Source organism: Enterococcus sp. DIV0008 (assembly GCF_050542615.1).
Classification (GTDB): domain Bacteria; phylum Bacillota; class Bacilli; order Lactobacillales; family Enterococcaceae; genus Enterococcus_D; species Enterococcus_D innesii.
In genome coordinates, this window is the sequence record NZ_CP172937.1 from 2821567 (window position 1) to 2836370 (window position 14804).

The window sequence follows — 14804 nt, forward strand, 5'->3', positions numbered from 1 at the left end:
GCTTTTCAAGTCATTCTGATTAAAAAGAATTGTACTTTTAAGCCTCGTTTTGTTCCCTTGAAAAGTTTTGTATTGCTTTAGTTATCTTTTTGGCATCGCCATATTTAACTATTCTATCAATGAATTCAGCATCTTTGGCAATACGATTGATCTGATAAAGAATTGGTAAATGACTCGTTTTATCAGGTGTCGTCAATAAAACGACAACATGGACTCGCTCACTTTGATAAATGATTCCATGCTTTAATACTAAAATACACACGCCTAGATTCTGTTTCATTCGCATTGGATCTAAGTGAGGCAGGACGACCCGTTGTCGAAGCATAATATATGCTGGTTGATTCTTATATTCTTTCTTTAGCATCTTCGTATATTCATCCGTCACAATATTATCCTTGATCAACGTTTGGCTGGCCAATTCAAGAATGTTTTCCCAGGATAGTTGCTCTTCTACAAACAAGACATGCTTCTCGCAAACAATGTCAGCTATCTCACTATTAGAATTGCTCTTGTTTTCCTGTCCAGACTTGCGATCGATTAACAATAAAGAATCTAGATCTTCAATAATCTTTGTTTCAATACTTTTATCAACTGAGACATATTGCTTCAAAACATCCACAATCTGTGAAGATCTTATACTATCAAAATCAAGTTGAAAAACATCTTTTATTACATCTTGCCGTAATTGCAACTGATCGCTTCTATTTAAAATTTCGTTAATGACATAAACTTTCTTATCCGATTTCACAGGGACTGTAGAAAAAACAATGTCATGTGGGAGTAAAAATTTTTCGTATTCTCGAAGGGAATTTGTTGGATAAAAAAGAAATTCTGGGAAGATTTCTTTCAGCTTTTGTTCAATCAATTTTGACATGGAAATTCCATTTGGGCATAAGATAGCCGCCTTGATGATTTTGTCTTCCAAGTCACTATGCTCTGTACTGATTAGGTGACCACCTACAAATAAGGTAATATATGCGATCTCTTCATCCGCTATTTCGGTTTGAAAGAACGCTTCTAGAGGTGAAATAGATTGTCGTACAAAATCATGTAAAACACTATACTCAGAACGAATTTTATCATAAAGAACATTTCCTGTAGAAAGATCGTATTTTATACGATAATAGGCCGGTTTAAAATGATTCAGTAATTTTTTTAACAGATCTTTTTTATCAGACAGGACCAACAGCGTATTCATCTCAAACTCAGTCAAGAATTCCCATAAAGAATTAGCCAGTAAAGGCAAATCCTTCTCTGAAACCATTCTTTTGTTTCTAACGTTTGAGCTTAACAATTGTAGAGAGATAAAGACTTTTTCATCTTCTGGTAAATCAGGAAAATCTGTCGTGATATAAGAAAGAGATTGATATTCCTTTGTATTCTCGATTTCTTTCCGATCATCAATACGACAACTGTCGATTAGTTGTCCACGTTCAATTCTTACAAATATGGAAGAAATAAAATAAATCAATGGATAAAAATCTTCATCCGTATACTTAACACCTAAAAACTTCTCTATCTTCAAGACATCATTGGTAACATGATCCATGTATCTTTGCGAGCTTTCTAACAATTGAACGGTAACATGATCTCCATAATTTTTATAAATTCGAATGATCGAGTGAAACAGAATAATCCGTTTATCCCATTCATCCCCAATAATCACATAGCCTTTTTTTCGAGAAAATTCTATATTCAAATGGTACTTTCCCAGTAATTCCTTCGCCTTTTTTATATCAGTTAAGGCAGTATTTTTACTGATTTGAAGTTCAATGCAGAGATGATCAAGCGATAGTTCTTCAATTCTTGTTAAAATCATTATCAGTAGTAAGTACACCCGATCTTCTTTTGAGAAAACAATATCCTGCACCGATTGATGAATCGTTAAATAATCAGCGACTTCATTCTTTGCATAATAGTAGCCATTTCTTCTTTCTATCATAGGTAGTTTTTTTTCAAGCAACTTTTCATTAATTGCCTCTACACTATAAGCCAATTGTCTTGAAGATATTTCAAACTGAGCTAATAAATCTTCTTCCTTTAAACTTCGATATTTTATCAGCTGTCGAAGTATTTCCTGATCACGATTACTCATTTTGCAGACCTCCTTCAGTAAATAATAAGCGCTTTCAAACCGAATAACCAATTTTTTTTAGTTCAAAAAATGTAAAAAAAAAGAGCGTGATTGTGATGAACAAAAACAAATGATTCAATAAAAAAAATATAGCATACGGAAAGAGAGAGTTTTTACTTTTCAAATGGCTTTTCACTAAAATTCTATACCTAGTTGATGCAATATACGACTAAAATACTAATATGGAATGTACTAATATTGATAGAACGATGGAAACACAGCTCTATCAACAAAAAACTTGTCAAAGCTTCTATACAACTAAGTGCCTACTTCTCACTGAACGAGAATGAATGGTCGGTTATTTTACTTTCCAGCGCTTTTGAAAGTGTGATTTTCTTTTGAGGCCATCAGATAACTTACTTTTTTTACTTATTAAAGGGGCATCTTCAAATTTTTACAAATACAATTAGGATATGCTTTAACTTCTCCCAATCCAGGAAGAGGTACCAACAGTCTGATAATATTCCTTGGTCCGATTGAAATAAAAACAAGCGACCATTTATTATTGATAAAGGACAAAAAAGCCGCTCGAATGAGCGGCCTTTGCATTATTAGATAAATCGTTATCTGATTATTTGTTTAAAGCGTCTTTTGCTTGGTCAGCTAATGCAGTAAATGCTGCTGCATCGTTTACAGCCAAGTCAGCTAACATTTTGCGGTTGATGTCGATTTCAGCTAATTTCAAGCCGTGCATCAATTTTGAGTAGCTTAAGCCATTCATACGAGCCGCTGCGTTGATACGAGCGATCCACAATTTGCGGAAGTCGCGTTTCTTTTGACGACGATCGCGGTATGCGTAGTTGTATGAATTCATTACTTGTTCTTTTGCTGTTTTAAATAGAGTGTGTTTAGAACCGTAGTAACCTTTTGCTAATTTAAGCACTTTTTTACGACGTTTACGAGTTACTGTTCCACCTTTAACACGTGCCATGTATAATTCCTCCTAATATGAAAATCGATAATTGTTTGTATACGTGAAGCTTGGGTTACGCAATTATTTCATGCGTGCTAGTTGTTGACGGATACGTTTGTAATCGCCAGCTGAAACCATTGAAGCTTTACGCAATTGACGACGTTGTTTTTTTGTTTTGCCGTGGAAACGGTGACTGGTAAAGGCACGGAAGCGTTTCAATCCGCCGCCGCCAGTGCGTTTTACGCGTTTTGCTAATCCACGGTGTGTTTTTTGTTTTGGCATAACTAATTTCCTCCTCAAAATCTTTCGTTATCTGACTTTAAACTGAAACTCAGTGAGTCATTATTTATCGTTTTTTGGTGCTAATACTAAGAACATACTGCGGCCATCCATTTTTGGCTTTTGCTCAACAGTTGCCAAATCAGCAGTTTCTTCCGCCAAACGATCTAACACTTTCTGACCAATTTCTTTATGGGTAATGGCACGGCCTTTGAAACGGATCGAAGCTTTCACTTTGTCCCCTTTTTCAAGGAATTTACGTGCATTACGCAATTTTGTGTTGAAATCATTGACGTCGATCGTTGGACTTAAACGAACCTCTTTAATGTTGATTACTTTTTGTTTCTTACGAGCTTCACGGTCTTTTTTCTGTTGCTCAAAGCGGAATTTCCCGTAATCCATAATTCTTGCTACTGGCGGCTTAGCATTTGGTGCCACCAATACCACATCAAGGTTTGCTCGTTCTGCAATTTGCAATGCTTCAGCTTTACTCTTTACACCAAGTTGTTCGCCGTTTTGATCAATCAAACGCAATTCACGTGCACGAATGCCGTCGTTTACCATCATATCCTTTGCTATGGTCATTCACCTCCGAGTTTTTTGAGAGAAAGAAAAGCTTGTCGATTCGAAATCAGACAATAAAAAAACGAGTTCTTCACGAACCCGCACGTACTCCACACAAATAAATGGTAGGAATCCTATTCTGCCCAGCGATATCTTCACTCAGGCGAGAAGCGGGTGCTTCTGCTTTTATTTCTCAACTTTTATAGTATACTGCTTTTCCCTCTTATTGTCAACAGTTTTCATGATTGTTTCAAAAAAAAAGCCGGAGCATACGCTCCGACTTTTGTGTTTCTTATTCTGCTTTCAACGCAGCCATCGTGATGTAGTTGTATGGTTGGTTGAAGTGAGGCAAGAAGAAGATATCTAATAGCTTCATCTTGTCGATCGTTACGCCTTCTTCGATCGCTAGTGAGAACATGTGGATGCCCATTGCGATTTCAGATGTACGTGACGCCATTTGTGCACCAACGATGCGGCGTGTTTCTTCTTCATAGACGATGCGGATCTTAACTGTCGCATTTTCTTTCATGAAGCCTGGTTTTTGGGTATCTTCGTAATCAGAGTATTTCACTTTCATGCCATTACGTTCGGCAGCTTCGACTGACAAGCCAGTTGAAACCATGTTGTAGCCGAAGATCGAAATCCCGTTTGATCCTTGAACACCCGTTGATTCTAGAGACGTTCCGCCGATATTATGGGCAGCGACGATCCCTGAACGTACGGCATTCGTTGCTAATGCGATATACGTTGTTTGTTGCAAAGCATTTGAGTACACAGTTGCACAGTCACCGACTGCGTAAACATCTGCATCGCTTGTCCGTTGATGGCGGTCCACTAAGTACGCGCCGTTAGCAAACAATTCCAAATGATCTTTGCCTAGCTCGTTGTTTGGTAAGAAACCGATCGCATTGATCACTAGATCAACTGGGTATTCGCCGTTGTCTGTTACAACTGCTTCTACTTTCTCTGTTCCTTTGTATTCACGTGCTAATTCACCGAAATGCAATTCAATGCCATTGTCAGCTAAGTTTTTGTCCATATCTTCTGTGAACCATTTGTCGTAGTAGTTTGGCAATGCCCGTGTCGCTGCATCAAAAAGCAACACATTTTTACCACGGCGTTTTGCTGCTTCAGCAATTTCAACACCGATGTAACCAGCACCGATAACGGCAACGTTTTTCACGTCTTCTGAGGCTAACTCTTTATCAACCGTTTGTCCGTCTTGGAATTTTTTCAAGAAATGGATGTTTTTCAAGTCACGTCCAGGTACTTTGGGTGAGATCGGAACAGAACCAGTTGCGATGACAACTTTGTCATAAGATTCAACGATCGTTTCACCCTCACTGGTCACAGCGTGTACTTCTTTTTTCTCAAAATCGATATGGTCAACCACAGTTTCCATATGGATTTTTGCACCTTTTGCTTCAAAATCTTCACGTTTTGTATAGAACAAGCCTTCGTATGAATCGATTTGACGTCCAACCCATAAAGCAGTCCCACAACCTAGGTAGCTTAAGTTTGTATTACGGTCGATCATTACGACCTCTTGGTCTTTATAGTTATCTAATAGTGTATTGGCAGCAGCAATCCCCGCGTGGTTTGCACCGATAATAACTGTTTTTGTCATGGAAAATTTCCTCCTTTTGTTTACATTGTCATTATAGCTCGCTTGTGAATTTGAAAACTATCAACTTTTTCGCGATTTTAAAAATTTGTGACAGTTTTTCGTTGATATACGTCACTTTCAGCGGGTTAAGTTTCTATATCAAAATTATTTTCGTCTTGCAAGCAAAAAGATTGTGAAAAAATATGTATTCAAAATCAAAGGTTTTCCTTGTTATAAAAGCATTCTGCAAACCGATTGAATAAATTTCACAATGCCCCACCGCTTTTTCGTAACTATCGCGGCATCGATTCGCCGTGTTATACTGAGAGAAAAACATACAGGATGGGATCTTGATGAAGAAAAAAATCGTATTGCCAGTACCGCCCTTATTGTCGGCATTAGAGCCACAGGATTTTTATTTAGAAGAAGAACTGCTTTTCGAAGGTGCTTTCTTCGAAGGCGGTGACTATAGCTATGATGCTTGCAAAAACCTCATCTTGAAGCAATGTCATTTCAAGAAAGTGACGATGCAAAAAACACGCTTGAGTCAATGGGAATGCCAAAACGTTCTCTTTGAGAACTGCGATTTTTCTAATCTGGAATGTTTTGGCGCCAGCTTTCATCGCGTTCACTTTAAACAGTGTAAATTGACTGGTACGAATTTTGCGGAAAGCTATTTCCGTGACTGTACCTTTGAAGATTGCGTGGCGAATTTTGCTTCTTTTAGCAATACCAATTTGCGGACGATACTGTTTCGTCAGTGCCAACTAAACGACAGTGAGTTTTATGAGATGGATTGGAAGCACTTGACGCTACAAGAAAACCAGTTGAACAATAGCAACTGGTTTCACACAAAATTAGCAACTTTAGATTTTCGGACCAATCAATTTCAAAAGATCGCGTTGTCCATTGAACAATTGCGGGGACTAACAGTCGATCAAGAACAAGCCTTGGTCATTGCCGCCGGTCTAGGTTTGGTGATCGACTAACGAATTCTGCGCCATAAAGCAATCAACATCCAGACGGATAATACTAAACTAATCAGCAAGGCAATGCCCCAACCGAAAATACTATTGGTAAAAGGCAGCGGAACATTCATGCCAAAGAAACTGGTGACGATGGAAGGCACAGTCAATAAGAGGGACCAAACGGTCAAAAACTTCATGGTATCATTCAAGTTATTGTTTAATAGATTATTGTAGGTACCAGATAATTGTTCCAAAATTTGGAATGCCAGTTGGGTCATTTCCACTGCCTGTTTGGCTTCGATCAAGGCATCATCCAGTTGTTCCCGCTCATCATCATCCATCAAACGATAAATGGACAATGCTTTGATTTGCTCCAAGAGGACCGCATTTTGTTTCGTGGCAGACACTAAAAAAACCAGTCCAACTTCCAAATCAGACATTTGCAGTAGGTTTTTATTGGTGGTTTTTTCCCGTAGTCGCTGATTCAAGCGAATCCGCTCACTATTGACTTCTTCCACTAGCGGAAAAAACGTGCCAGAAATCAAGAATAAGCTTTGAAACAAAAAATGAATGGGCGTTTGCAGCGGATTTTGCAGGATCAAGCGCTCCATCATTGGAATCACATAACGGGTATTGTGGGATGCAAAAGTAAAGAGTTGCTTCCTTTTTAAAATAAACGTCATCGGGCTGGTCTCAAAATGATTGTCACGCTTTTCTTGCTGAGGTACATTGAAAACCAGCAGCAGTGCTTCTTCTTCGGCATCGTATTCGACCCGTGCGCGTTCATTTTTATCTAAAGAGTACGTAAGCATCTCGTCAGACAAATGATATTGTTTTTGCAGTGCCATCACGCTTTTTGCGTCTTGTTGGTCGACTTGAATCCATTCATAGTTTCCGTCATAAAAGACATGTTTGTTTTCCACAATCCATCCTCCACTCTTGCTTTCTTCTATTATAAAAGAAAACAGCCAGAAGCCCAATCAAAGGACTTTCCTGGCTGTATCGGCTATTACTTATTTACGGGCGTCTTTCAAGGCCTCTTCCACCATCGTTAAAACGGCCTGTGCCGCTTGTGGGTCTTCGACAAAATTGAATTGATCGCCATCGATCTGGATTTTTGGACTCTCATTGTATTCTTCGTACCACTGATCATAGCGTTTGTTCAACTCTTTGTAGTAGTCGTATAACGAAGGATCAAAGGTCAATTGTTCGTATTCCCGTCCGCGTTTTTCAATACGCTCCAGCATCGTTTCAAAAGAAACGCGAATATGCACCAAGAGATCTGGATGCTTTTTGTGGGCTGCATACGGCAGCTCTTCTAACATATTGGCTAACAATTCATCATAGACTTTGACTTCGGTATCGGTTGCTCGCCCAAGGTCCGCATTTAAATGGAACAATAGTGAATCCTCATAAATGGAACGGTCCAAGACGTTATTGTCATCTTTCATGGCTTGCTTGATACTTTCAAATCGTTTATTTAAGAAATAGATTTGCAGTAAAAACGCATATTTATTTGGATCTGCATAAAATAATGGTAACACTTCATTGTCATCGATCGATTCATAAAAGGCTTGACTGCCAAAATGATTGGCGATCAATGCGGTCAAACTTGATTTACCGGCACCAATCGTTCCTGCTAATACGATCACGCTCATATCCCCCAACTCACTCATCACTAAATATTGTATGTTGCCTTTGCGATACCAACTATACAATACTATATCTTGTGCCGTCAACTGAAACTTTCGAAGCACAGATCAAGATTTTTTTCAATAAAAGTTTAAAGATTTTTGCTTTTTTTTGAAATCTCATACGGAATGCTTAACGAAAGAGCCTTCTTCTAGTAAAATAGGAAAGGATCTTTAATTAAATTGTGTTTTCGTCAGGAGATAGTTACAATTGACTGACAAACGATAAATGAATCATGTGGGGTAAGCTCCCTAGAGAAATGAGGAAAATAATGTCAATTGGTACTGGCATAGCTACAGGAAAAATCATCTTAATGGGTGAACATTCAGTTGTTTACGGTGAACCAGCAATTGCTTTCCCTTTTGCGGGAGCAAAAGTACAAGTCGAGATCACAGCAAATGAAACAAACACCTTGATTTCAAGTTACTATCACGGTCTGCTTGAAGAAGTCCCCAGCCACTTAAAAAATGTCAAAGACTTGCTGCATCGTCTGCAACAAGATTTCCACACGGGTCCTTTTGCAACCTCCATCGTCAGCACCATCCCTTCTGAACGGGGAATGGGTTCTAGCGCGGCGGTCGCTGTTGCACTGACTCGCGCTTTTTTTGATTGGATCAAAAAAGACTTTACAAAAGAAGAATTGATGACCTATGTCAACTTTTCTGAAAAAATCGCTCACGGCAATCCTAGCGGGATCGATGCTGCGGCAGCCAGTGGGACAGATGCCATTTACTTTATCAAAGGACATCCCATCACTTCATTTCCCCTCACGATCGACGGTTATTTGCTCGTCGCTGATACTGGCATCAAAGGGCAAACGAGAGAAGCAGTCAAAAGTGTCGCCCATCTTTTTGAAACCAGCAAGCAGCTGGCTAGTCAAGCAATCCAGCGTTTAGGGATCGAAACCAAAAAAGCTAAAGAGGCCATCATAGCCAATCAATTAGAAGCATTGGGTGAAAGCATGAACAACGCCCATCAGGCCCTGCAGCAGCTAGGGGTCAGCAATCAGCAACTGGATCAGTTGGTTTCCTTAGCGTTGGCACACGGGGCTTACGGGGCAAAGCTGACCGGCGGGGGCCGGGGCGGCTGTATGATCGCACTAACCAAAACGAAGGAACAGGCTGAGAATATCAGCCGTATTTTATTGTCCGATGGCGCTCGTGCGGCATGGATACAAGGATTAGGAGTTTATGAACATGTATAAGGGAAGGGCTCGCGCCTACACGAATATCGCATTGATCAAGTATTGGGGAAAACAAGATGAAACCTTCATTTTACCGATGAACAATAGTTTGTCCCTGACCCTCGATGCCTTTTACACAGAAACAACGGTGGCTTTTTCACCCGATTTTACGCAGGATCGCTTTACGCTGGATGGCGTGGTGCAAACAGACGCTGCCACCAAAAAAGTTACGGACTTTTTGGATCTGGTACGAAAAAAAGCGGACTGCCCGTGGTATGCCACGGTGGAAAGTCAAAACTTCGTCCCAACCGCTGCCGGACTTGCCTCTTCTGCCAGTGGATTAGCGGCATTGGCGGGTGCCTGTAGTGAAGCACTGGACTTAAACTTTTCGGAGCAAGAATTATCACGTTTGGCCCGTCGCGGTTCTGGTTCGGCTTGTCGGAGTATCTACGGCGGCTTTGCTGAATGGCATCAAGGCACCGATGAGACTTCTTTTGCCACCCAAGTGCCGTCGAATGGCTGGGAAGAAGAATTGAGTATGATCTTTATTTTAATCAACGCACAAGCCAAAGAAGTTTCCAGTCGTGAGGGGATGCGCCGAACCGTTGAAACCTCGAGCTTTTATCCGGGTTGGCTTACTGCCACTGCGACCGATCTCGTGAAAATGAAACAAGCGATTGCCGAGAAAGACTTTACTTCTTTAGGTGAAACGACCGAGGCCAACGCCTTGAAAATGCATGGAACGACCTTAGCCGCCGAACCACCTTTTACTTATTGGTCTTCTGAATCTTTACGAGCTATGGAATGTGTCCGAATGCTGCGAAAAAAAGGATTGGCTTGCTATTTCACGATGGATGCTGGTCCCAATGTCAAAGTTTTATGCCAAAAACAAGAAGAACAAACGATTTTACGTGAATTAAGTGCTCACTTTGCCTCAGAACAATTAGTAACTGCTCATGCGGGTAAAGGATTAGCCTTTTTACCGGTGGAAGAATCTTCCGCCATCAACTAAGAAGCCATTAAGAAGCCATCGATTAGGAGTGTCGAAATGATTGAACTATCCGTTCCTGGAAAACTATTTATTGCTGGTGAATACGCCGTTGTCGAACCTGGTCATCCTGCAATCATCGTTGCCGTTGACCAATTTATTACGGTCACTGTGGAAGAGGCCCGTAAAAACGGCAGCATCCAGTCTGCCCAATACAGCGACCTGCCGATTCGCTGGACGCGTCGCAAAGGCGAATTAGTCTTAGACCATCGGGATAATCCTTTCCACTATATTTTGGCAGCCATTCGTCTGGCGGAAAAATATGCCCAAGAAAAAGGCATCCCCCTTTCCTTTTACGATTTAAAAGTGACCAGTGAACTGGATAACTCGAACGGCCGCAAATATGGCCTTGGTTCCAGCGGCGCCGTGACTGTTGCCACGGTCAAAGCATTGAATCTGTACTATCAAATGGAAATGGATCGGTTGACCCAATTCAAAATTGCGGCTCTTGCTCATCTCGCTGTTCAAGGCAATGGGTCGTGTGGTGATATTGCAGCCTCTTGTTATGGCGGCTGGATCGCTTTTTCAACCTTCGACCACGATTGGGTCTTAGCCAAACAAAAAGAACATACCTTAACTGAATTGATCGCTTTCGATTGGCCAGGATTATCGATCCGTCCCTTGACTGTTCCGAAATCGCTTCGACTGCTGATTGGTTGGACAGGCTCTCCTGCCTCTACTTCTGATTTAGTGGATCAAGTCTATCAATCCAAAGAAGAAAAAGAAAACGCCTATGCTGCCTTTTTAGCTGCCAGCAAAGACTGCGTCAATCGATTGATCGACGGCTTCTTAAATGAAGACAGTCGCACGATCAAAAAAATGATCACGGAAAATCGAAAGCTGCTGCGGGAGTTGTCTGCACTGACTGGTGTACCGATTGAAACCCCCGCACTTAAAAAGCTTTGTGATCTAGCAGAAAATTATTGTGGCGCAGCCAAATCTTCTGGTGCCGGCGGCGGCGATTGCGGCATCGTGATCGTTGACCAGAAAACCGGTATTTTACCATTGATGAGTGCGTGGGAAAAAGCCGAGATCACCCCATTGCCGCTGCATGTTTACCATTACCGGGAGGACCTATCATGAATCGAAAAGATGAACATGTTTCCTTAGCAAAAGCGTTCCATAAAGAACACAGCAATGATTTTGATGCAGTTCGCTTGGTCCACCAATCATTTCCACAAATTGATGTGGCTGATGTGTCGATTGCGACAACTGTCTTTGATCGCTCATTTTCCAGCCCTTTTTTCATCAATGCCATGACGGGCGGCAGTGAAAAAACCTTAAAAATCAACCAAGAGTTAGCAGAGATCGCACAAGCCTGTGAGTTGATGATGGCAACCGGCTCTGTTTCGGCTGCCTTAAAAGACCCAAGTGTCGCCGACTCTTTCCGCATCGTCCGTAAAGCCAATCCTGACGGCTTCTTATTAGCCAATATTGGTGCGGGCAGTCCCGTTGAAAATGCACAACGGGCAGTGGAATTGTTTGGTGCCGATGCCTTGCAGATCCATCTTAATGCACCGCAAGAATTAGTGATGCCCGAAGGTGATCGTCAATTTAGCCAATGGCTGTCCTTATTGGAAAAAACGATTGCTTCCGTTGCCGTTCCTGTTGTCGTCAAAGAGGTCGGCTTTGGGATGTCCCGTGAAACGATCCAGCAGTTACTGGCGATTGGCGTACAAACGATTGATGTTGCTGGCAGCGGCGGCACAAGTTTTACTCAAATCGAAAATGCTCGTCGAAAAAAACGTGAATTGGCGTATTTAGACACCTTTGGTCAATCCACCGTGATTTCCTTGCTGGAAGCAAATGAGATCCAACAGCCCTTTACCCGCATCGCTTCAGGCGGAGTTCGGGATGCTTACGATATCTTCAAAGCACTTTGCCTTGGTGCCGATAGCGTAGGACTATCCGCCACGATCCTCGTGCTGCTTTTGTCAAAAGGCAAAGAAGAAACCATCGCCACCTTACAATCATGGAAGGAACAGCTGCAGCTGCTCTACACAATGGCAGGACAGACAAGCACCAAAGACCTTACCAAGGTTCAGCTGATTTTTTCTGGTGCTGTCAAAGAGTGGTGTGAAGCACGTCAAATTCCCTTAGCAAAGTATAGTTTGCGTTAAGCGCTCCAGTCGCTGACTACCACATCGAACAAGCAAAAGTAGTACAATTCGTTTTTTATTGTACTGCTTTTTTTGTGTTTATTTTTCTATAATAACAGATTCTCCATTTGTAATCCGGACATAAACGTTATTTAATCGCTACTTGATAATCACTTTCATTATCAGGTACGTTGTTTTTTTACCATCTTGGTTTCGAATGTGCTATGCTCAAGTTGAGAGAGGAATAATCGATTGTTTCTTGAGAAAAGGATCGGTTTTTCATTCCTAGACTACATTCAAAAGGAGGCGTTTCTTATGAGTAAATCAGAATCGTCGGCTGTTTTTTCAACGATCGCTTGTTTGCTATTGATGGCAACTGGCTTTCTTATGGCATCTTTTTCCATTCCTTATAGCTTTGTCCCTTATCTGTTAGCGATTCTTGCCGGGGGTTGGAAACAAACCTGGGAAGGCACGCAAGAATTGGTGCACGACAAACGGTTGAACGTCGATTTACTGATGGCGTTAGCCGCCATTGGTGCCTGTATCATTGGTCATTGGTTTGAAGGGGCGATGCTGACCTTTATCTTTTGTTTGAGCGGTGCCCTTGAGGAATATACGACCAACAAAAGTACGCGAGAAATTAGTTCATTAATGGCACTGCAACCAACGACTGCCTTAAAAATGATTGAATCTGGGGAGCTCGTCGAAGTACCAGTCGAAGCTCTTCAGTTAAAAGATACGATTATGGTGGCAAAAGGCAGTGCGATCCCGATCGACGGTATCGTAATCCAAGGAAACAGCAGCGTCGATGAGGCGGCTATCAGTGGCGAATCCATTCCTGTCGAGAAACGTTTAGGCAGTGAAGTCTTTGGCGGAACCATCAACCTCGGACAGCCATTGTACATTGAAGTTACTCAAACGAGTGAAAACACCCGCTTTGCAAAAATCATTCAATTGGTGGAAGAAGCACAGCAAATGCCAAGTCAAACGGCGACCCTGATTGAAAAAATCGAACGGATCTATGTGCCGATCGTCTTGATCGCCGTCCCACTAATGATCGTTTTGTGTACGTTTTTCACGAATTGGGGGTTCCAAGAAAGTTTTTATCGTGGCATGGTCTTACTGGTGGTGGCATCTCCTTGTGCCTTAGTTGCCTCTGCTACTCCTGCGACGTTAGCAGCCATTTCTCACGCTGCTCGTTTGGGCGTCTTATGCAAAGGCGGACAAGCCTTGGATGCCTTTGCCAATGTCAAAGCGATCGCTTTTGACAAAACGGGGACGCTGACTCGCGGCAAACCTGCTGTCACTGATGTTCATCTGTTGCTAGATGAACCCTTTATCCCCCAACTGATCGTCGGGATGGAAAAACAATCAAATCACCCATTGGCTGAAGCGATTCTAGCGTATTTTCATGATGAAAAACCATTAGAATTAGCAGTGGAAGAACAAGCGGGGGTCGGTCTAGCTACTACTTACCAAGCTGCCCATTGGACGATTGGAAAAGAAGTCGATCTAGCCTCTGTTGCTGCCAGTGAGCAAACCCGCATCCAAGAATTGAAAGCAGCTGGAAAAACCTTGATTTATATCAATCGTGACCGTGTATTAGCAGGATATTTAGCGCTATTGGATCAGCCCCGTCCTGAAGCTCGTGAAAGTCTTGCCTACTTCAATAAGCAAGGAATTCACACGACGATGCTGACGGGTGATCATTTAGGTACTGCCAAAGTGATCGCCGCAGAAATCGGCTTGTCTGACTACGAAAGTGATTGCCTGCCTGATGAGAAAACCACTCGTATCAAAGAAATGAAAGAAACCTACCAAATCAATGCTATGGTCGGTGATGGGATCAATGATGCTCCAGCCTTAGCGACCGCAAGTGTAGGGATCGCGATGGGCGAAGGAACAGATGTCGCAATGGATGTGGCGGACATCGTCTTGATGAAAAATGATTTGCTGCGTTTGGTCGACAGTCACCGTTTGGCTAAGAAATTACAGCGGATCATCAAACAAAACATCGTCTTTTCTATCAGTGTCATCTTGTTGCTGATCGCTTCAAACTTCCTTGAATTTCTCACGCTGCCTCTAGGGGTCGTGGGTCATGAAGGAAGCACGATCTTAGTTATCTTAAACGGGTTGCGTATGCTTTTGCCATTACACAAAGAAACACCCCAGCAAGCCAAACCAACCCACAAAGATTGCGATGATTGTGTCTTGTATCAACAGTCTTTGCATACGTGACCACTATTTGCACTAGCAAAGACGCCCATTGTTGGCACTTCACTAGAAGTCCAACAATGGGCGTTTTTACTGTATTTTTT

13 protein-coding genes and 1 other annotated feature are annotated in these 14804 nt (G+C 41.8%); of the genes, 6 read left to right on the forward strand and 7 right to left on the reverse strand.

Annotated elements, in window-relative coordinates:
• Nucleotides 1-37: 37 nt before the first annotated feature.
• The 5 genes from IGI84_RS13235 to nox form a co-directional block, all read right to left on the reverse strand.
• Nucleotides 38-2095, reverse strand: coding sequence for a BglG family transcription antiterminator (locus tag IGI84_RS13235; RefSeq protein WP_220426458.1), 2058 nt, complete (start codon nucleotides 2093-2095; stop codon nucleotides 38-40).
• Nucleotides 2096-2705: 610 nt separating this feature from the next.
• On the reverse strand, nucleotides 2706-3065 hold the full coding sequence (gene rplT, locus IGI84_RS13240) for a 50S ribosomal protein L20 (RefSeq protein WP_010749133.1): 360 nt from the start codon (nucleotides 3063-3065) through the stop codon (nucleotides 2706-2708).
• A gap of 63 nt (nucleotides 3066-3128) precedes the next feature.
• On the reverse strand, nucleotides 3129-3329 hold the full coding sequence (gene rpmI / locus IGI84_RS13245; protein ID WP_003128650.1) for a 50S ribosomal protein L35: 201 nt from the start codon (nucleotides 3327-3329) through the stop codon (nucleotides 3129-3131).
• A gap of 60 nt (nucleotides 3330-3389) precedes the next feature.
• Nucleotides 3390-3911 (reverse strand): translation initiation factor IF-3, encoded by a 522-nt coding sequence (infC, locus tag IGI84_RS13250; protein WP_005228103.1) that lies wholly within the window; start codon nucleotides 3909-3911, stop codon nucleotides 3390-3392.
• 47 nt (nucleotides 3912-3958) lie between these two features.
• Nucleotides 3959-4082, reverse strand: a sequence feature (ribosomal protein L20 leader region).
• A 100-nt stretch (nucleotides 4083-4182) separates the two neighbouring features.
• Complete coding sequence (gene nox, locus IGI84_RS13255; RefSeq protein WP_081117741.1) at nucleotides 4183-5517, reverse strand: H2O-forming NADH oxidase; 1335 nt, start codon at nucleotides 5515-5517, stop codon at nucleotides 4183-4185.
• A 332-nt stretch (nucleotides 5518-5849) separates the two neighbouring features.
• Here nox and IGI84_RS13260 point away from each other — a divergent pair, with 332 nt between their 5' ends.
• Nucleotides 5850-6485, forward strand: a complete 636-nt coding sequence (locus IGI84_RS13260) for a pentapeptide repeat-containing protein (protein WP_220426474.1) — start codon at nucleotides 5850-5852, stop codon at nucleotides 6483-6485.
• Here IGI84_RS13260 and IGI84_RS13265 read toward each other — a convergent pair.
• Both IGI84_RS13265 and IGI84_RS13270 read right to left on the reverse strand, forming a co-directional pair.
• The gene (locus tag IGI84_RS13265; RefSeq protein WP_081117743.1) at nucleotides 6482-7387 is read right to left on the reverse strand and encodes a magnesium transporter CorA family protein; all 906 of its coding nucleotides are present in this window, start codon (nucleotides 7385-7387) and stop codon (nucleotides 6482-6484) included. The genes IGI84_RS13260 and IGI84_RS13265 overlap by 4 nt on opposite strands.
• 90 nt (nucleotides 7388-7477) lie before the next feature.
• Complete coding sequence (locus tag IGI84_RS13270) at nucleotides 7478-8122, reverse strand: deoxynucleoside kinase (protein ID WP_008379503.1); 645 nt, start codon at nucleotides 8120-8122, stop codon at nucleotides 7478-7480.
• Between the two features lie 305 nt (nucleotides 8123-8427).
• On the opposite strand from IGI84_RS13270, the gene mvk reads away from it, so the two are divergent.
• The 5 genes from mvk (at nucleotide 8428) to IGI84_RS13295 (ending at nucleotide 14724) form a co-directional block, all read left to right on the forward strand.
• Nucleotides 8428-9360 (forward strand): mevalonate kinase, encoded by a 933-nt coding sequence (gene mvk / locus IGI84_RS13275; RefSeq protein WP_192940721.1) that lies wholly within the window; start codon nucleotides 8428-8430, stop codon nucleotides 9358-9360.
• Nucleotides 9353-10351, forward strand: coding sequence for a diphosphomevalonate decarboxylase (gene mvaD, locus IGI84_RS13280; protein ID WP_430600439.1), 999 nt, complete (start codon nucleotides 9353-9355; stop codon nucleotides 10349-10351). Before mvk ends, mvaD begins: the two co-directional genes overlap by 8 nt.
• A gap of 36 nt (nucleotides 10352-10387) precedes the next feature.
• A complete protein-coding gene (locus IGI84_RS13285) occupies nucleotides 10388-11470 on the forward strand; it encodes a phosphomevalonate kinase (protein WP_220426476.1) in 1083 nt (360 codons plus the stop codon).
• Nucleotides 11467-12507, forward strand: coding sequence for a type 2 isopentenyl-diphosphate Delta-isomerase (fni, locus tag IGI84_RS13290; protein ID WP_194195203.1), 1041 nt, complete (start codon nucleotides 11467-11469; stop codon nucleotides 12505-12507). The genes IGI84_RS13285 and fni overlap by 4 nt, the downstream gene beginning before the upstream one ends.
• Nucleotides 12508-12801: 294 nt before the next feature.
• On the forward strand, nucleotides 12802-14724 hold the full coding sequence (locus IGI84_RS13295) for a heavy metal translocating P-type ATPase (protein ID WP_220426477.1): 1923 nt from the start codon (nucleotides 12802-12804) through the stop codon (nucleotides 14722-14724).
• Nucleotides 14725-14804 lie beyond the last annotated feature (80 nt).